The sequence below is a fragment of the Citrobacter sp. CFNIH10 genome (assembly GCF_002934585.1).
Lineage (GTDB): Bacteria > Pseudomonadota > Gammaproteobacteria > Enterobacterales > Enterobacteriaceae > Citrobacter_A > Citrobacter_A amalonaticus.
In genome coordinates this window covers 3,850,736-3,868,541 of record NZ_CP026216.1, presented here as the reverse complement: position 1 = coordinate 3,868,541, position 17,806 = coordinate 3,850,736, and the positions used below count along the sequence as shown (strand labels likewise).

The window sequence follows — 17,806 nt, the reverse complement described above, 5'->3', positions numbered from 1 at the left end:
GATACGCATAGCGCTATCCGGCGCCCCATTAATGTGATTTAAATCCTGCCGCCGTCATGATCAGGCGAAAGAACATCCCTACGGCGGCCAGCGCCAGCACGCTGCCGCCCCACAAAATGACCAGCCACATCAGGCGTTTCCAGACAGAGTGTTGCATCAGTGATACCCCTCGCCATGTTGAACTTTGCCGCGAAACACGTAATAACTCCAGAAGGTGTAAACCAGAATAACAGGGATGATCAGTAACGCGCCGACCAGCATGAAACCCTGACTCTGCGCGGGTGCGGCTGCCTGCCAGAGCGTAATGGATGGCGGAATGATATGCGGCCAGATGCTGATCCCGAGTCCGCTAAAGCCGAGGAAAATCAGCCCGAGAGTCAACACAAAGGGCAGCGCGTGGCGGTGCGGTTGATGAAGCGTTCGCCATAGCCAGATGCTAATCACCGCAACCAGTAGCGGAACCGGCAGCAGGAACCACAGATTCGGCAGGCTAAACCAGCGTTCCGCTATCACCGGGTGTGCCAGCGGCGTCCACAGGCTGATCATCGCAATCACCAGCAGCATCAACAGCAGTAACTTTTTCGCCACGGCTCGCATTTTATCCTGCAACGGATTTTCACTTTTCATTACCAGCCAGGTGGCGCCCAACAGGGCGTAAGTGACCACCAGTCCCGCGCCGCAGAACAGGGTGAAAGGGGTGAGCCAGTCAAACGGCCCGCCGCTGAAACGACGCCCGGTGACGGCAAAACCATTGATCACCGCACCCACCACCACGCCCTGAGTGAACGTCGCGAGAATCGAACCGCAGAGAAAAGCTTTATCCCAGAACGGGCGATGCGCTGGCGTGGCTTTGAAGCGAAATTCAAAGGCGACACCGCGAAAAATCAGCCCGATAAGCATCAGCGTCAGCGGGATCGTCAGGGCGTCAATAATCACCGCATAGGCCAGCGGAAACGCGCCAAATAATCCCGCTCCGCCGAGGACCAGCCAGGTTTCATTACCATCCCAGACCGGAGCGACGCTGTTAACCATCACATCGCGATCGTCAGCGTCGCGAATGGCAGGAAACAAAATGCCAATACCCAAATCGAATCCATCCATCACGATGTACATCAGCGTGGCGAAAACGATGATAACGAACCAGATTACCGATAAATCAATACCCATTAGCGGTGTGCCTCATGTTGAGAATCGAGGACGGCAGCAGACAGTGGTCTGGCAGGCGTGCCGGTAGGCGGCGTCGGGGAAATCGTGTCCAGCGGTCCTTTGCGGATGAGGCGGATCATGTAGCTGTAGCCCACGCCGAAGACGGCGCTATAGACGACAAAGAACGCCAGCAGAGAAATACTCATGTGCAGGTCGCCGTGAGCGGAGACCGCATCCGCCGTGCGTTGCAACCCGTAGACGACCCACGGCTGGCGGCCCACCTCCGTCGTGACCCAGCCGGCCAGAATGGCTATCAATCCTGACGGTCCCATCCATAAAGCAAAGCGCAGGAACGCTCGCGAGGTATAAAGACGCTGCCGGTAGCGTAACCACAGAGCGCAAACACCTAGCAGGATCATGAGCATACCCAGCCCCGCCATAATACGAAACGACCAGAAGACCATCGTCGAATTGGGGCGATCCTCTTTCGCAAACTCTTTAAGCGCCGGGACCTGTTTATCCAGGCTGTGAGTCAGGATCAGGCTACCCAGCGCCGGGATCGCCAGACCATAGCGGGTTCGTTCCTGTTCCATATCCGGCCAGCCGAACAGCAGCAGCGGCGTCGGTTCTCCTGGCGGATTTTCCCAGTGGCCTTCAATGGCGGCAATTTTGGCTGGCTGGTGTTTGAGGGTATTCAGACCGTGCATGTCGCCAATGAGCGCCTGTAACGGTGCGACAATCAGCGTCATCCACAGCGCCATCGAAAACATGGCGCGAATAGCGGGCGTCGCGTTGCCACGCAGTAAATGCCAGGCCGCAGAGGCCCCAATAAATAACGCGCTACTGAGAAACGCCGCCACCGACATATGCAATAAGCGATAAGGGAACGACGGGTTGAAAATGACGGCGAACCAATCCACCGGCACGACCTGGCCGTTGACGATCTCATAGCCCTGCGGCGTCTGCATCCAGCTGTTGGAGGCGAGGATCCAGAAGGTGGAAATAATCGTGCCCAGAGCGACCATACAGGTGGAGAAAAAGTGTAATCCGGGGCCAACCTTGTTCCAGCCAAACAGCATCACACCGAGGAACCCGGCTTCGAGGAAGAAGGCGGTGAGCACCTCATAGGTCAGTAATGGCCCAGTGATACTGCCAGCGAACTCGGAAAACCCGCTCCAGTTGGTGCCAAACTGATAGGCCATCACCAGGCCAGACACCACGCCCATGCCAAAGTTAACGGCGAAAATTTTTGACCAGAACTGATATAGCGAGCGCCAGACAGGATTTTTGCTTTTCAGCCAAAGACCTTCCAGCACCGCAAGATAGCTGGCAAGACCAATGGTGATCGCCGGAAAAATAATGTGGAAGGAAACCGTAAAGGCGAACTGGATCCTTGCCAGATGAAACGCATCAAGACCAGACATGCATTGCTCCGCACTAAAAATTGATTCAGCGCAATTCTAGGCCGGTAAGGGTTTCAGTGGCAGAAACAGAACGGTTCTATTTAACCATAACAGTTGCGTGAATGTTACAAATTGCATCTGTTGATATAAATTCTGGAATCTGCCTTCCCGAATTGATACGAGCGGCTCTACACGACGGGCTTTTTTCTGTATTTTCCTTTTATCTGGCGAGAAAAGTAAGCATAAATGTTTACTTTTTATGTAGGATAGGGAACAGGGAGGCGCAGTGAAGCAGAGCGAATTCCGACGCTGTCTGGAATCTCAGGGAGCCGGGGTAACGAATGGTTCGCACCATTTGAAGCTGAGATATCGCGGAAAACGCAGCGTCATGCCCAGACATCCGGGTGATGAGATCAAAGAGGCCTTGCGTAAAGCCATTCTGAAGCAATTGGGCCTGTCGTCATCATCACTGATATGAGGTTGTTCAGATGAGAGAGTTTGAAATTATGCGCTATCCCGTTCGTCTCGTTCCTGCGCCAGAAGGTGGCTATGTGGTTTCGTTTCCGGATATTCCGGAAGCGCTCACCCAGGGTGAGACCCGCCAGCAATCCCTTGATACCGCTCTGGAAGCGTTAGTCACCGCTTTTGAATTCTATTTCGAAGATAGCCAGTCTGTTCCGTTACCTTCGCCGGTGAAGGAAGGTGACGACTTTGTTGAGGTCCCGCTCAGCGTCGCGTCAAAAGTCCTTTTGCTCAACGCTTTCCTGGCGTCAAAAATCAGCCAGCAGGAGCTGGCGAAACGCATTGGCAGACCGAAACAGGAAATTACCCGCCTGTTCGACTTACGACACGCAACAAAAATTGATGCGGTGCAGACGGCGGCGCGCGCGCTCGGCAAAGAACTGTCGCTTACGCTGTCGTAAACCATAACAGTTCTTAGGATGTTGAGTATTTAATTCACTGATATACACTGCAAGGATCACCTGCCACGGATCCACGAGTGAATAACAATGAAAAAGTACCAGCGTCTGGCTGAACAACTCTGCGAACAGATTGCCACTGGCGTCTGGCAACCTGGCGATCGCCTGCCGTCGCTGCGTGAGCAGGTGGTCAGCAGCGGGATGAGCTTTATGACCGTCGGGCATGCCTATCAGCTGCTGGAAAGTCAGGGGCGGATCATTGCGCGCCCGCAGTCTGGCTATTATGTCGCGCCGCGCCCGGTTCACCAGCCAACGGTGCAACCGGCCCAGGTGATGCGCGACGAAGCGGTGGATATCAACACTTATATTTTCGAGATGCTACAGGCCAGCCGGGATGCGTCGGTGATGCCGTTTGCTTCTGCATTTCCCGATCCGCGTTTATTTCCCCTCCAGCAACTGAACCGTTCTCTGGCACAGGTGAGCAGAACCGCAACCGCGATGAGCGTAATTGAGAATCTGCCGCCGGGTAACGCGGAACTACGCCACGCCATTGCCCGTCGCTACGCCTTACAGGGCATTACCGTCTCGCCGGATGAAATCGTCATCACCGCCGGGGCGCTGGAGGCGCTCAACCTGAGCCTGCAAGCGGTGACTAAACCCGGTGACTGGGTGATTGTCGAAAACCCCTGTTTTTATGGCGCGTTACAGGCGCTGGAGCGACTGCGGCTTAAAGCGCTGTCGGTTGCCACTGACGTGAAGGAGGGGATCGATCTCGCGGCGCTGGAGCAGGCGTTGCAGGCGTATCCGGTTAAAGCATGCTGGCTGATGACCAACAGCCAGAACCCGCTTGGCTTTACTCTCAGTCCGGAGAAAAAAGCGCGTCTGGTTGAAATACTCGATCGTCATAATGTGATGTTGATTGAAGATGACGTTTACAGCGAACTCTATTTTGGCCGGGAGAAACCGCTACCGGCCAAAGCGTGGGATCGGGCCGACAAGGTGCTGCATTGTTCGTCATTCTCCAAGTGTCTGGTACCGGGTTTTCGCATCGGTTGGGTCGCCGCAGGCAAACACGCCCGCCAAATCCAGCGTTTACAACTGATGAGCACACTTTCCACCAGTTCGCCGATGCAACTGGCGCTGGTCGATTATCTCTCAACGCGCCGTTATGACGCCCATTTGCGCCGCCTGCGTCGTCAACTGGCAGAACGTAAACAGCAGGCCTGGCAAACGCTGCTGCGCCATCTCCCTGCCGAAGTGAAAATACATCACAACAACAGCGGCTATTTTCTCTGGCTGGAACTGCCGGAATCACTGGATGCGGGCGAACTGACCGCACAGGCGTTGGCCCACCACATCAGCATCGCGCCGGGAAAAATGTTCTCGACCTCAGACACCTGGAAACGCTTTTTCCGCTTCAATACCGCATGGGGTTGGGGGGAACGTGAAGAAGCCGCGGTAAAACAACTGGGGCAACTCATTCGCGCGCAGATGAAATAAAACGTGCGCGCGATTCAATATAAAAGAATGGCGCGTTCTTATTTAGAAAATATCAGCAAAAACCGTACGACGTTATTTCCCGTAGACCATCATAGGAATTATCAATAGCTTTTGTTTTTCCTCCTCGTCAGCTAACCCCTTGTCTATACTCCAGAAGATAGCCACACAACGCCGCAGTCTGGGGCGTAATGCGCGTTATGTCACAACCTGATTAAATTTCCTCATGCCGGGAGGTGCGCTGACGGCGCGCCGACTACTTTTAGGAAAGGACATATATTTACGGCAAGGCTGCCGCTCAATATTTTGCGACAGGAGTAAGATCTTATGAGCAAGAAATTTGCCCGCAGCAGCCTGTGCGCGCTCAGTATGACGCTGATGACCGCGCACGCCGCCGAACCCCCCACCACGTTAGGTCAGACTGAAGGTCGCCTGGATATTATCGCCTGGCCGGGTTACATCGAACGCGGTCAGACCGATAAACAGTACGACTGGGTAACACAATTCGAAAAAGAGACCGGCTGTGCGGTTAACGTCAAAACGGCGGCGACATCGGATGAGATGGTCAGCCTGATGGCGAAAGGGGGCTACGATCTGGTCACGGCCTCAGGAGATGCCTCGCTGCGTCTGATCATGGGGAAACGCGTGCAGCCAATCAATACGGCGCTCATCCCGAACTGGAAAAACGTCGATCCTCGCGTGGTCAAAGGCGACTGGTTTAACGTGGCGGGCAAAGTCTACGGTACGCCGTATCAGTGGGGGCCGAACCTGCTGATGTACAACACGCAAACCTTCCCGACGCCACCAGATAGCTGGAGCGTGGTATTCGTCGAACAAAACCTTCCGGACGGAAAAACCAACAAAGGCCGCGTTCAGGCCTATGACGGACCGATTTACATTGCCGATGCGGCGCTGTTCGTGAAAGCCACCCAGCCACAACTGGGGATCTCGGACCCGTATCAACTCACCGAAGAACAGTACCAGGCGGTGCTGAAAGTGCTGCGCGCACAGCAACCGTTGATTCACCGCTACTGGCACGACACCACGGTGCAAATGAGCGATTTCAAAAATGAGGGCGTCGTGGCCTCGAGCGCCTGGCCGTATCAGGCGAACGCGTTGAAAGGTGAAGGACAACACATTGGCACAGTGTTCCCGAAAGAGGGCGTCACTGGTTGGGCTGATACCACCATGTTGCACAGTGAAGCCAAACACCCGGTTTGCGCCTATAAGTGGATGAACTGGTCGCTGACGCCAAAAGTTCAGGGTGATGTAGCCGCCTGGTTTGGATCGCTGCCGGTGGTCACCGAAGGCTGTAAAGCCAGTACGCTGCTGGGCGATAAAGGCTGCGAAACCAATGGTTACCGCTATTTTGACAAAATCGCCTTCTGGAAAACGCCTGTTGCTGAAGGCGGTAAATTCGTGCCGTACAGTCGCTGGACGCAGGATTACATCGCCATCATGGGCGGTCGTTAACGTCACTGGGGTGATTTATGACGTACGCAGTGGAGTTTGACAACGTCACGCGCCTGTATGGTGACGTGCGGGCGGTCGATGGCGTCAGTATTGCGATTAAAGACGGGGAATTTTTCTCTATGCTGGGGCCATCTGGCTCCGGCAAAACCACCTGCCTGCGCCTGATTGCCGGTTTTGAGCAGCTTTCGGGCGGATCGATTACTATCTTTGGCAAGCCTGCCAGCGATTTGCCGCCCTGGGAGCGGGATGTGAACACCGTGTTCCAGGACTATGCGTTGTTTCCGCACATGTCGATTCTCGACAATGTCGCCTATGGGCTGATGGTCAAAGGTATTGATAAAAAACGGCGACATGCCCAGGCTCGCGAGGCGCTGGAGAAGGTGGCGCTGGGGTTTGTCTTTGAGCGCAAGCCGTCACAGCTTTCCGGCGGTCAGCGTCAACGGGTGGCGATCGCCCGGGCGTTGGTCAACGAGCCGCGTGTGCTGTTGCTGGATGAACCGCTCGGTGCGCTGGATCTGAAACTGCGCGAGCAGATGCAACTGGAGCTGAAAAAACTCCAGCAGTCGCTGGGGATCACGTTTATCTTCGTCACGCACGATCAGGGCGAAGCGCTGTCGATGTCCGATCGTGTGGCGGTATTTAACAACGGACGCATTGAACAGGTGGATTCACCGCGTGAGTTATACATGCGACCACGCACGCCGTTTGTTGCGGGCTTCGTCGGGACAGCGAACGTTTTTGATCCGGCGATGGCCTCGAAGGTATGCGGGATGACGGGCAGCTTCTCGCTGCGCCCGGAGCATATCCGGCTCAATGTTCCTGGCGAGATCCAGGCGCAGGGGGTGATTCAGGCGGTGCAGTATCAGGGCGCCGCCACCCGTTTTGAGCTAAAGCTTACCGGCGGTGAAAAGCTGCTGGTCAGTCAGGCTAATCAGTCGGGAGAACCTTTTGCGACCCCGCTTGCGCCCGGTCAGCCGGTGATGGTCTCCTGGCCGCGCGAGGTCATGGTACCGCTGGTCGAGGAGAGGTGAATGGCAATGAACGTGCTCTCCACGCCTTCACGGCCCGGCGGCTTGAGTAAACTCACCGGTTTTTTCTGGCGTTATCCCGGGTTGGGACTGTTTTTGCTGTTGTTTGGTCCGCTGATGTGGTTTGGTATTGTCTACTTCGGCTCGCTACTGACGCTGTTGTGGCAGGGGTTTTACACCTTTGACGACTTCACCATGTCGGTAACGCCGGACCTGACGCTTGCCAATCTTCGTGCGCTGTTTAATCCCGCCAATTACGACATCATTTTACGCACGCTGACGATGGCGATCGCGGTGACGATAGCCAGTGCGATTCTGGCGTTTCCGATGGCGTGGTACATGGCGCGCTACACCCGCGGCAAGATGAAAGCATTTTTCTATATCGCGGTCATGCTGCCGATGTGGGCGAGTTATATCGTCAAAGCCTATGCATGGACCCTGCTGCTGGCAAAAGATGGCGTGGCGCAATGGTTTCTGAACCATCTTGGTTTAGAACCTTTACTGACCAGTCTGCTGACGCTGCCAGCCGTGGGAGGAAACACGCTCTCAACGTCGGGATTAGGGCGCTTTATGGTGTTCGTCTACATCTGGCTGCCGTTCATGATCCTGCCGGTTCAGGCCGCGCTGGAGCGGTTGCCGCCGTCGCTGTTACAGGCGTCTGCCGATTTGGGCGCGCGTCCACGACAGACCTTCCGTTATGTGGTTCTGCCGCTGGCGATCCCCGGAATTGCCGCCGGTTCGATCTTCACCTTTTCCCTGACGCTGGGCGATTTCATCGTGCCGCAGTTGGTGGGACCGCCGGGGTATTTCATCGGCAACATGGTCTATTCGCAGCAGGGGGCGATTGGCAACATGCCAATGGCGGCGGCGTTTACGCTGGTACCGATCGTGCTGATAGCCCTTTATCTGGCGTTCGTGAAACGTCTGGGAGCGTTTGATGCACTCTGAGCGCGCACCGTTTTTCCTCAAACTGGCGGCCTGGGGCGGGGTTGTTTTCCTGCACTTTCCCATTCTGATCATCGCCGCCTATGCGTTTAATAGCGAGGACGCGGCCTTTAGCTTTCCCCCGCAGGGACTGACGCTGCGCTGGTTTAGCGTTGCGGCACAGCGGAGCGATATTCTGGATGCCGTGACGTTGTCACTAAAAATCGCCGCGTTATCGACGGCGATTGCGTTGGTGCTTGGCACACTGGCAGCGGCGGCGCTCTGGCGGCGTGATTTCTTCGGCAAAAACGCCATCTCGCTGTTGCTGCTGTTACCGATCGCCTTACCGGGGATTGTCACCGGTCTGGCGCTATTGACCGCGTTTAAGACGGTCAATCTCGATCCGGGTTTTTTCACCATTGTGGTCGGTCACGCGACATTCTGCGTGGTGGTGGTGTTTAACAACGTGATAGCCCGCTTTCGCCGTACTTCATGGAGTCTGGTGGAGGCTTCTATGGATCTTGGCGCGAATGGCTGGCAAACCTTCCGCTATGTCGTTCTGCCGAATCTGGGTTCGGCGCTGCTGGCGGGGGGAATGCTGGCGTTCGCGCTGTCATTCGATGAAATCATCGTCACGACCTTTACTGCCGGTCATGAACGGACGCTGCCGCTGTGGTTGCTCAATCAGTTAGGGCGACCGCGTGACGTACCGGTGACAAACGTCGTGGCACTGCTGGTTATGCTGGTCACAACCATTCCGATTCTGGGGGCGTGGTGGCTTACGCGCGAAGGCGACAGCGTCGCCGGAAATGGTCAATAAACAACGATATGGGAAAATGCTATGCAACATCAATTACTGATTAACGGCGAGCTGGTCAAGGGTGAAGGTGAAAAGCAGCCCGTCTATAACCCTGCCACCGGCGAGGTGCTGCTGGAAATTGCAGAAGCGTCTCCCGCTCAGGTAGATGCGGCCGTCCTCGCCGCCGATCGTGCGTTTAGCGAATGGGGACAGACAACCCCGAAAGTGCGCAGTGAACTGCTGCTGAAGCTGGCGGATGTTATTGAGCAAAATGCGCATGAGTTTGCTGAACTGGAATCGCGCAACTGTGGTAAACCGCTGCATTGTGTGCTCAATGATGAGATCCCGGCGATTGTCGATGTGTTTCGCTTTTTCGCCGGTGCCGCCCGCTGTCTGAACGGTCTGGCGGCGGGGGAATATCTGGAGGGCCATACCTCGATGATTCGCCGCGACCCGGTTGGCGTGGTGGCCTCCATTGCGCCGTGGAACTATCCGCTGATGATGGCGGCATGGAAACTGGCCCCCGCGCTGGCTGCCGGTAATTGCGTGGTGATCAAACCTTCGGAAATCACACCGCTGACCGCGCTGAAGCTGGCGGAATATGCCAAAGATATCTTCCCGCCGGGTGTGCTCAATGTGCTGTTTGGCAGAGGCAAAACGGTTGGCGATCCGCTGACCGGGCACAAGAAGGTGCGTATGGTCTCGTTAACCGGCTCCATCGCGACCGGTGAGCACATCATCAGCCATACTGCGCCGTCGATTAAGCGCGCGCATATGGAACTGGGCGGTAAAGCGCCGGTGATTGTGTTTGATGATGCCGATGTGGATGCGGTGGTGGAAGGTGTGCGCACCTTCGGTTTTTACAATGCCGGTCAGGACTGTACCGCCGCCTGTCGCCTCTACGCGCAGAAGGGTATTTACGACGCGCTGGTGGAGAAACTGGGGGCCGCCGTAGCCAGCCTGAAAACCGGCGCACCGGAGGAGGAATCGACCGAACTGGGGCCGCTGAGTTCACTGGCGCATCTGGAGCGCGTCACTAAAGCCGTTGAAGAGGCCAAAGCGCTGGGACATATCAACGTGGTCACCGGTGGAAAAAAAGTAGAGGGGCCGGGCTATTACTTTGCCCCGACGCTGCTGGCAGCGGCTAAACAGGAAGATGCAATTGTCCAGCGAGAAGTGTTTGGTCCGGTGGTCAGTGTGACCCTCTTTGAGGATGAAGAGCAGGTGCTGGACTGGGCCAATGATTCGCAATATGGCCTCGCGTCATCGGTCTGGACGCGCGACGTCGGACGCGCTCACCGGGTCAGCGCGCGTCTGCAGTACGGTTGTACGTGGGTTAACACCCATTTCATGCTGGTGAGCGAAATGCCGCACGGCGGGCAGAAACTGTCCGGTTATGGCAAAGATATGTCACTTTATGGGCTGGAGGATTACACCGTGATCCGCCACGTAATGGTTAAACATTAAGGGTAATTTACGCCCGAAAGGTGGCGTGGGAAGATGATCACTCGAAGGCAGAGAGAAATATTCTCTCTGCCTGTCTGCGCCGCAAGCTCTCAAAAATTACATAAACCAGCCAAATCTCAATGAGATAAGAGCAAAAAGACCCACAGCAGCAAAGAGATTTATTAACACTACGGTTCTACTGGAAACATTCATATTTGCCACCTTGCGTTAGTGCCCCTTTGTGTATAGTCCGGCATCCTGTGATCCGCAATAGTACGAACCAGGGACTTAACGTAAGCGGTCATAAAAAATGGCAAATGGTTTGACCGAAGGGGATAAAACTTGATGTATGTCAAAAAATGGAGCATATTGCGCGCGATTTATTCTTCTGGCCGGATGCCCGTAAATGTCTTTGTACCAAAAAATGTTGATGTTCTATGCGGTGATGGCCGCGATTGCCTTTCTGATCACCTGGTTTCTCTCGCACGATAAAAAACGCATCCGCTTTCTGAGCGCCTTTCTGGTCGGGGCAACCTGGCCCATGAGTTTCCCGGTGGCACTGTTGTTTTCATTGTTTTGAGCAGACATCGCCGGCATCCATTCCGGCGGAACGCTCAAACCGTTGCCAGCAGCGCGTTTAGCGCCTTTCGGTCGGCTTCAGTCACTTCCTGCGGATGTTGATATCCCTTGTTTTCCGTTGCCCGGGTATACAGCGCAACCAGCCAGTCATAAACATAGCGGCTGGCGGCGTGCACCGGCTGTTCTTCCAGATGCGTCAGACGCGCCATCGGCTGGCGTTTGACCGCGCTGAAAATTGCCGTTCCTTTAGCGATTCGGCTGGCGGGTCGCTCTGTTTCTGCCACTTCGGCATAGCCGAGCCAGGCAATAAAGTTGGCGATGCAGGCGTGCAACTGAGCGCCGCAAACCTCTTCACGCTGCAATATTTGTTGCAGTTGCTGCGGCAGTTGCAGGCGATAGCTGGCGATCGCCAGGATGTCGACGACCTGACGCAGCGCAGCGGGCGTCAACCCTAAACGCTGCGCCTGACTGTCATCGCGACTCCACTGGCGAATATGGTTGAGCCACAGGCGGTGCGCCTGATAGCCCGTCTCCTTGTTCTCTGACGGCTGCGGCGTATCACGGACTTCGGCGAAAAGGTCAATGGTCTCATTGAATAAACCGCTGACCTGTTCTTCACGCGGTTGCTGAATACGGAGCAGGGTTTCAAACTGTTGAACCGCTGGTAACAAACCATCAAGCAGATCGCCGTGATGTGCCGCCTGTTGCTGTAGCTGGCGAACCACCGCTTCCGCACTGAGCGCTTCAGCAGGTTGCGCAAACATCAGTTCACGAACACGCTGCTGATGCTGTTCGCTCAGCGCCTCCAGGCGTGCCTGACGCTGCGGGGCTGAAGTGGCTTGCGACAGCCACTCGATCAGGCGCAGCAGACTGTGTTTGTCCAGCGCCTGCAGGGTGCCCCAGTGTTGGCCTGGTTTTCCCATAAGATGCTGGACCGCTTCGTCCAGATTCTGTTGTGTCGTAAAGCGTGCATCTTGCGGCGTAATGGCCCACACCACGCCGGGCAACGCGGTCTCGCGCGTCGGCTGTGTATCGTGCACCCAGTTGAGCAGTGTTCTGGCCGTAGACGGCGTTTGTGTGCGGGTGGCGGTGGCGTTACAGACGACCAGCACATCGGGCTGTAACTGCTGGCGGTAATGCTCCAACAACCAGCCGAGTTTGGCCTGCCAGAGCGGCTGCGGGTGACTGAGCGGCGCAAGCGGAATATCCAGCAGATCGACGTTATCGAGTACGCACTCTTCGACGCTCAGTACCATCTCGCGGGTCAGCATAGCCAGCGATGCCTGAGCCAGGCTGACGGCATTATGTAATTTCTCATCCACGATCGGATGGACAACCACATCGCTTTGCGCCTCCTGCGAGGCCAGAAATTCCTGGGTGATAAAATTTTCAGACGGTAAGCCAAACTGATCGACCAACAGGCTCAGCGGCGCGGCGACTTCGCCGGCATGACCCGTCTGCTGGAGGACCTGCGCCAGTTGCAGCCACTGCTGCGTCAGCTCTGGCTGTTCACCCCACAGCAACGACCAGGCGCTGGCACGGGTTGAGAGATCGACCATCGGCAGCAGCAGGGCAAACTGGTGCCACAGCGCGTCATCAATTTGCTGTTGTGAGGCGGGGATACAGCGCTGCCAGAAGCGGGCAATGGTCGCGACTTCCTGCGCCGTCACGCCCTGAACCGGGTGCAACTGACGCAGCGACTGCCACTTTTCAATACGCGATTCGATAATCGCTTTTTCCACCTGCCGGTACGCTGACTGCGCGCAGGCCTGGGTGATGAAAATCTGCACCAGTTCTGCTTCCGTAACCAGCCGCAAGCGTAACGGCCACTCGTCATCCGGCAGATTCTTTTGCCGTGTAAAGCGCAGCGCCATATTAGTTGGCGCGTGTCCGGGGTTGAGATGACTGAAATAGTCAAAGCTGCGGTCCGGGGTTATGACATTGACCTTACCGTTGCCGCTGCTGCACAGCGCGGTAAGGAGATGTGCTTTCGCCGCCTGCGAGTAGCCGTAAAGTCCAATGCTGGCGCGATCGTGTCGGGCGGCATTGAGCGCGGATTCGGTGGCGGCTGCGCGGTTGAGTTGGGCCAGTAGCGCATCCGCTTCGTCATCCAGCGTGACGGCATGCTGTCGGGTACGGTTAACCCACGCGATCGCGGCCTGAGTGGTATTCAACATCTTGCTCATTTCAGGTACACGCTCCCGCTGTCAATCCAGTAATGGCTGCCGCTGTGTCGGCGGTCAGCCAGGGTATTCAGTTTTAAAGTCAGGGCATTCGCCGCCACCGGCGTGCCGTCCTGTAACCACGCATCGCTCAGCACAAACGACTCGGGGCCGGTCTCTTTGTTGCCGCCGCGCAGTTGCAAACGCACGTTTAACACGCCGTCACCGGCGATATTCTTTGCCAGATCGGCGGCGTTAATGCTCAGCGTATACAGCGGCGTCGCGGGCCAACGACTGTTCGCCAGTTGGCGAAAACCGAGCGTAACGTTACCGCGGAGCGGGAAGTGCACGCGGGTGTCGAGCTTCGCCCCGGGTTTATCAAGATCGATATCCTGATACCAGACGTTTTCCTCACGCAACGTATTCACCGTATTGTCGAGGACGCCGAGGTAACGCACGGTCGAGTAGGCGCCAATATCAGCGGCTTTAAAGTTAAAGCGCGGCAGTCGCAGATCCAGCGCCAGGCTGCACAGCATCGCGCCGACTGCGGCGGTGGATTTCGGATTGCCGATGCGTCCCTGTTGGCTGAACGGATACCATTCATGGACGCGGTAGTTATCCATCCACACCATGCGGTTGACCGGAACCGGCTGCAGATGGCGGATCAGCGCCTGAACAGCCGGGATACAGGTCGGTCTGCCGGTGACCAGCAGAACATCACAACAGTAATGTGAAATGGCTTCGCAGACCGCATGCAGTGGGGACGTCAGGGTAAACTGACCTGCCAGCATTGCCTCCTGTAACTGGCTGAACTGCACCTGTAACGGGACGCTAAAGAGATCAAACGTCGGCGAGCCCGACGGTAGAGCGTGATCAATCGCCTGCTGAATGTAATTGAGCACGTTGCGGGTCGGACGATGGTTCAGCAGATCGCCAAAGGTAGCGTGCAGTCCGGCCAGCGGATCGTTAATGTCGCTCTTCTCCCACGCAGAAAGGATCGCGTGACCGAGCGGCATAAAGAGCTGAAGCGCCGTTTGTTGTCGCAAAACGGCCTGGGTGTCGATGCGTCCGGAATCGCCAAACAGCGTGGCGAGCAGGGCAGCGGCATCCGTCACTCCCGCCTGCTGTAGCCGGGTTTGCAAGGCCGGTAAAATGCATTTCTGGATCACATCCAGCAGCATGTCGTCGCCCGCGACCTTAAAACCTTCGCGGAACAGCAGATGCGGCGTGATTTTCACATTGGCGCCGACGCCGTCGTCCAGTTGATAGTGAACAATCGCCATATCGGTGGTGCCGCCGCCGATATCAATCGAGGCCACGCGCAGCGCCCGGCCTTTCGTTTCGCCAGGTTCAGGCAGGCGATCCGGGCGGGCAAGGGTGTTGAAGAATGCTTCGCTGCGTCCGGCGTAATGGGAAATGGCTTCGTTATACAGCCAGACCAGTTGACCACAGCTGGCCTCGTCCCACTCCATCTGAATTTCTGGCACCGGAACCACGCTTTTTTCCTGCTGCTTGCGGGTGCTGAAATCTTCATCCTGCGGGTGCCAGCCCATCGCTTTCCAGACAATCGCTATCGCTTCAAACATGCGCAGACGGAAGATCTCACGCTCCTGTTTCGGCATCGCCGAAGGGAGTGTGAGGATCAATGAGCGTAACTGACGTGGGGACGCCGGGAAACCCAGACGCAGTCGGGTTGCGACACTGTTAATTTGTCCCAGCGCCTGGGCGAGGATCTCACACAGCATGTGGGTCATCAGCGTACTGCGGCTGTACTGAGGCGAAAACACCGGCAGACGGTCATCCTGCGGCAGCGAGTAGAGCGGCTGTCCATCGTCGTTCATCAGGTTCATCAGCGGAAAGGCGGTGGCAAGCGGTTCGCGCTGGGTTTTGCTGTTCATCTGGCTGAAGCGCCAGTCATGCAGTACCGGCGTTTCATCCCACAGATAGCGGCGCGGACTGGAAATGCCGCTGTTACCGTCCGTCCCCGTACGCTGCATCGCCAGCTTGCGCGCTTCGTCACCGACCCGCACAATCGACGGCCAGATGAACGCATCCTCACGGCCGCTTTCGACCGAGAAATGCTGTTTACCAAAGCGGGCTTCTGAAAATTCAAGACGACTGGTGAACAGCGGATCGTTGAGATACTGCGGTTCGCTGAGCGAACGGACCTGCAGTTCCGCCGTCTGGCGCAGCCCGTCATTGGCGTCGCCGTGATCTTCAATCAAGACGCCGCAGGTATGGGTGTTACCGACATCCAGAATCAAATCAACCGGGATCGCCGGGGTACTGAGGGTGTGAGTCACCAGTTTGACTTCCGGTACGGCGAGCTGTTCACCCAGTAGCGTCAGCAGGTTCAGCCAGTGCGCCTGATACTCAAAGTTACGCAGCGCCAGGCTGATGGCCTGCTCAGTCCGGTTTTCCTGCTGGCTGACGTGGTTGAGGAACGCCTCGCGTAGCCAGCCGTCAATCCAGGTCTGATCGAGAAAATCGGCGATCTCATCATCGCGCCAGGCGAGGGCAAAACGGGTGCCGTTCAGCAGATCGTTTTCGCCGGGCGCAAGCGAGGCGGGGGCATTCTCGCTCAACTGGCTATCGAGCGCGAGCGTCACACGATGGGTGTTGCCCGCGCTGTCGGGTTCGGCAAGCTTACGTACCTGAACGCGCGCCCAGTTGTCTGGCCCTTCAACGAAGGTGCGCGGCGGATTAAAACGCAGGAACGGCAGCGGCAGCCAGATGCCGTCGAGAACCTCCAGGGAATAATGCAGCGTTTGCGTACTTTCCGGTTTTACCACTTCCGGCTGCGAGCCCGGTCGCGCAGGCAGGGTATAGCGACCATTCGCCAGGTCGTAATCCAGACGCAGCAGGGGACCGTTGGCCGTTTTACGCACGAAGCGACCATGATGCGCGGATTCCTGCGGCGTCAGCCCGAAATCGAGAAACTGCACGCCGCTGTTTGCGATGAGCGTGACGCTCTGTTTGTAATCACACAAATTCACCAGCATAAAATCAGGCCCCTGTCTTCTTGAACGTCAACGGGATCGCGGCTTTCGCATCGAAGCGGGCGGTACAAACGGCGACATCATGAGTCCCGGCTTTGCAGGTGATTTCCGGCATTGGATAGCGTGAACCGTCGGTGCAGCGCGCATTGCCGCGACTCTTAATCATTAATTCCCCGCTCTGATGCAGCCCTGAGAAGAGCTCCGCGCGGCAGACGATGTTATCGCTGTGAACCACGCGCGCCGTGCCTTTATTGTTCTGGATCTGGTAACGCAGAGACGGCGCTTTACCGGTGACGGGATCTTTCACGTCCACCATGACGCGCCAGTTACCGTTGAGAAAGCGCGTAGTACCAGCCTTCATCTGATTCGCATCCATCACCAGCGCGTCTTTCGGGATCGCGGCAATCACCACCGGCTCATCGGCAGGTTTCTCTTTTTTCACTGGTGCAATGACCTCTGCCTGATGCAGCGGCAGCGCGACGGTGAGCGTTGGCAGAGGCGCCATTTCCGGCTGCGGCGCATTGACCACTTCCGTTGCAATGGCGGGGGCCTGCGCTTTCCACAGCAGCGGGGCGGCAATGGCGGCAACGATCACTGCGGCGACGGGCAGACTCCAGAGCGGCAGGCGACGTGACGGTTTAACCGCAACAGGCATCACCTTTTCTTCCGCGAGCGCGGGAACCGGCTGCGGTGCAATCACGGGGTCAGGCTCGCTGACCGGTACGATCGGCGTAGAGAGCAGCGGTTCATCCGCCTGGGCAAACGTCACTTCAGGCGCGGACTCTTCGACAGGTTCTGGTTCAATGTGAATTTCCGGTTCGGGTTCTTCCTGGGTACGCAGGCATTCCAGTACCTCCTCACGGATGTTCTCATTGAGATTGATAAATCCCCAAAAGGTGATGACCGGCTTGCCATCTACCAGAAAAACGTGATTCTCACCAGGAAACTGGACGGCCTTTTCCAGCAGCGAACCAAACAGTTGCAGTGACGTCTTCCCGGACTGCAGGCTTTTGCGGCTCAGCGATGCAGCGCTTTCCAGCGTCGCGGAAAGGTAGCGCAGGGCGCGAAGGCGAGCCTCTTCATCGGCGGCTTTCCACGCGACGGCTACGCCTTCAAGGGGGGAATACCAGTCAACCCGATCGCCGCTGTCGTTGACTTGTGGAATGGCGAGACAATCTACCATCGCCTGCTGTTTACGCAGACGGAGCGTTTCACGAATTTGTAGTGCTGAATCAAAGACGGCCTGGCCGCCACCGCCGACGGCCTGATAATCATCCAGATTGCCGCTGCGCAAGAGTGTTTTTGCCACGATAAGGTCCCTAAGACTTTTTCACGCATCTACTTTACGGATTCGTGGCTCAGGCAAACGGTGGAAGAGAGGCAAAAAGGGGTGAATTTTCTGGGCATAGAGGCGTTGACGTTTTCGAAAA

Annotated in this window: 16 protein-coding genes; 9 read left to right on the top strand and 7 right to left on the bottom strand. The window is 56.6% G+C overall.

What is annotated here, in order from left to right; genetic code table 11:
- Positions 1–28: 28 nt before the first annotated feature.
- From C2U53_RS22470 to C2U53_RS22460, 3 genes are read right to left on the bottom strand one after another with little or no spacing between them, the layout of a single operon-like run.
- Entirely contained in the window at positions 29–157 is a 129-nt protein-coding gene (locus tag C2U53_RS22470) for a DUF2474 domain-containing protein (RefSeq protein WP_071888398.1), read from the bottom strand.
- Positions 157–1,167 carry a cytochrome d ubiquinol oxidase subunit II gene (gene cydB, locus C2U53_RS22465; RefSeq protein WP_043000643.1) on the bottom strand — a complete coding sequence of 337 codons (1,011 nt, stop codon included), beginning with the start codon at positions 1,165–1,167 and terminating at the stop codon, positions 157–159. The genes C2U53_RS22470 and cydB overlap by 1 nt, the downstream gene beginning before the upstream one ends.
- A complete protein-coding gene (locus C2U53_RS22460) occupies positions 1,167–2,570 on the bottom strand; it encodes a cytochrome ubiquinol oxidase subunit I (protein ID WP_104446470.1) in 1,404 nt (467 codons plus the stop codon). Before C2U53_RS22460 ends, cydB begins: the two co-directional genes overlap by 1 nt.
- A gap of 265 nt (positions 2,571–2,835) precedes the next feature.
- Here C2U53_RS22460 and C2U53_RS22455 point away from each other — a divergent pair, with 265 nt between their 5' ends.
- The 8 genes from C2U53_RS22455 to patD all read left to right on the top strand — a co-directional run bounded on the left by C2U53_RS22455 (position 2,836) and on the right by patD (position 10,657).
- Positions 2,836–3,027, top strand: a complete 192-nt coding sequence (locus tag C2U53_RS22455; protein WP_104446469.1) for a type II toxin-antitoxin system HicA family toxin — start codon at positions 2,836–2,838, stop codon at positions 3,025–3,027.
- Positions 3,028–3,055: 28 nt separating this feature from the next.
- On the top strand, positions 3,056–3,472 hold the full coding sequence (locus tag C2U53_RS22450) for a type II toxin-antitoxin system HicB family antitoxin (RefSeq protein ID WP_172740616.1): 417 nt from the start codon (positions 3,056–3,058) through the stop codon (positions 3,470–3,472).
- An 87-nt stretch (positions 3,473–3,559) separates the two neighbouring features.
- Positions 3,560–4,969 carry a PLP-dependent aminotransferase family protein gene (locus C2U53_RS22445; protein ID WP_099433027.1) on the top strand — a complete coding sequence of 470 codons (1,410 nt, stop codon included), beginning with the start codon at positions 3,560–3,562 and terminating at the stop codon, positions 4,967–4,969.
- Between the two features lie 324 nt (positions 4,970–5,293).
- Entirely contained in the window at positions 5,294–6,439 is a 1,146-nt protein-coding gene (ydcS, locus tag C2U53_RS22440; RefSeq protein WP_090050444.1) for a putative ABC transporter substrate-binding protein YdcS, read from the top strand.
- A gap of 17 nt (positions 6,440–6,456) precedes the next feature.
- Positions 6,457–7,470 (top strand): ABC transporter ATP-binding protein, encoded by a 1,014-nt coding sequence (locus C2U53_RS22435; protein WP_104446467.1) that lies wholly within the window; start codon positions 6,457–6,459, stop codon positions 7,468–7,470.
- Positions 7,471–8,415: an ABC transporter permease gene (locus tag C2U53_RS22430; protein ID WP_104446466.1), complete on the top strand. Its 945-nt coding sequence runs from the start codon at positions 7,471–7,473 to the stop codon at positions 8,413–8,415. It abuts the gene before it with no gap.
- Positions 8,405–9,211, top strand: a complete 807-nt coding sequence (locus tag C2U53_RS22425) for an ABC transporter permease (RefSeq protein WP_043000649.1) — start codon at positions 8,405–8,407, stop codon at positions 9,209–9,211. Before C2U53_RS22430 ends, C2U53_RS22425 begins: the two co-directional genes overlap by 11 nt.
- Positions 9,212–9,232: 21 nt before the next feature.
- Positions 9,233–10,657, top strand: coding sequence for an aminobutyraldehyde dehydrogenase (gene patD, locus C2U53_RS22420; RefSeq protein WP_104446465.1), 1,425 nt, complete (start codon positions 9,233–9,235; stop codon positions 10,655–10,657).
- A 96-nt stretch (positions 10,658–10,753) separates the two neighbouring features.
- Here the strand turns inward: patD and yncL are convergent, their stop codons facing one another.
- Complete coding sequence (gene yncL, locus C2U53_RS22415; RefSeq protein WP_071887673.1) at positions 10,754–10,849, bottom strand: stress response membrane protein YncL; 96 nt, start codon at positions 10,847–10,849, stop codon at positions 10,754–10,756.
- Positions 10,850–11,042: 193 nt separating this feature from the next.
- Between yncL and ortT the strand changes: the two genes are divergently transcribed.
- A complete protein-coding gene (ortT, locus tag C2U53_RS22410; RefSeq protein ID WP_042318948.1) occupies positions 11,043–11,216 on the top strand; it encodes an orphan toxin OrtT in 174 nt (57 codons plus the stop codon).
- 34 nt (positions 11,217–11,250) lie between these two features.
- Here the strand turns inward: ortT and C2U53_RS22405 are convergent, their stop codons facing one another.
- From C2U53_RS22405 to C2U53_RS22395, 3 genes are read right to left on the bottom strand one after another with little or no spacing between them, the layout of a single operon-like run.
- On the bottom strand, positions 11,251–13,401 hold the full coding sequence (locus tag C2U53_RS22405; RefSeq protein ID WP_104446464.1) for a virulence factor SrfC family protein: 2,151 nt from the start codon (positions 13,399–13,401) through the stop codon (positions 11,251–11,253).
- Positions 13,398–16,379 carry a virulence factor SrfB gene (locus C2U53_RS22400; RefSeq protein ID WP_104446463.1) on the bottom strand — a complete coding sequence of 994 codons (2,982 nt, stop codon included), beginning with the start codon at positions 16,377–16,379 and terminating at the stop codon, positions 13,398–13,400. The genes C2U53_RS22405 and C2U53_RS22400 overlap by 4 nt, the downstream gene beginning before the upstream one ends.
- Positions 16,380–16,383: 4 nt before the next feature.
- The gene (locus C2U53_RS22395; protein WP_104446462.1) at positions 16,384–17,685 is read right to left on the bottom strand and encodes an SrfA family protein; all 1,302 of its coding nucleotides are present in this window, start codon (positions 17,683–17,685) and stop codon (positions 16,384–16,386) included.
- Positions 17,686–17,806: the final 121 nt, after the last annotated feature.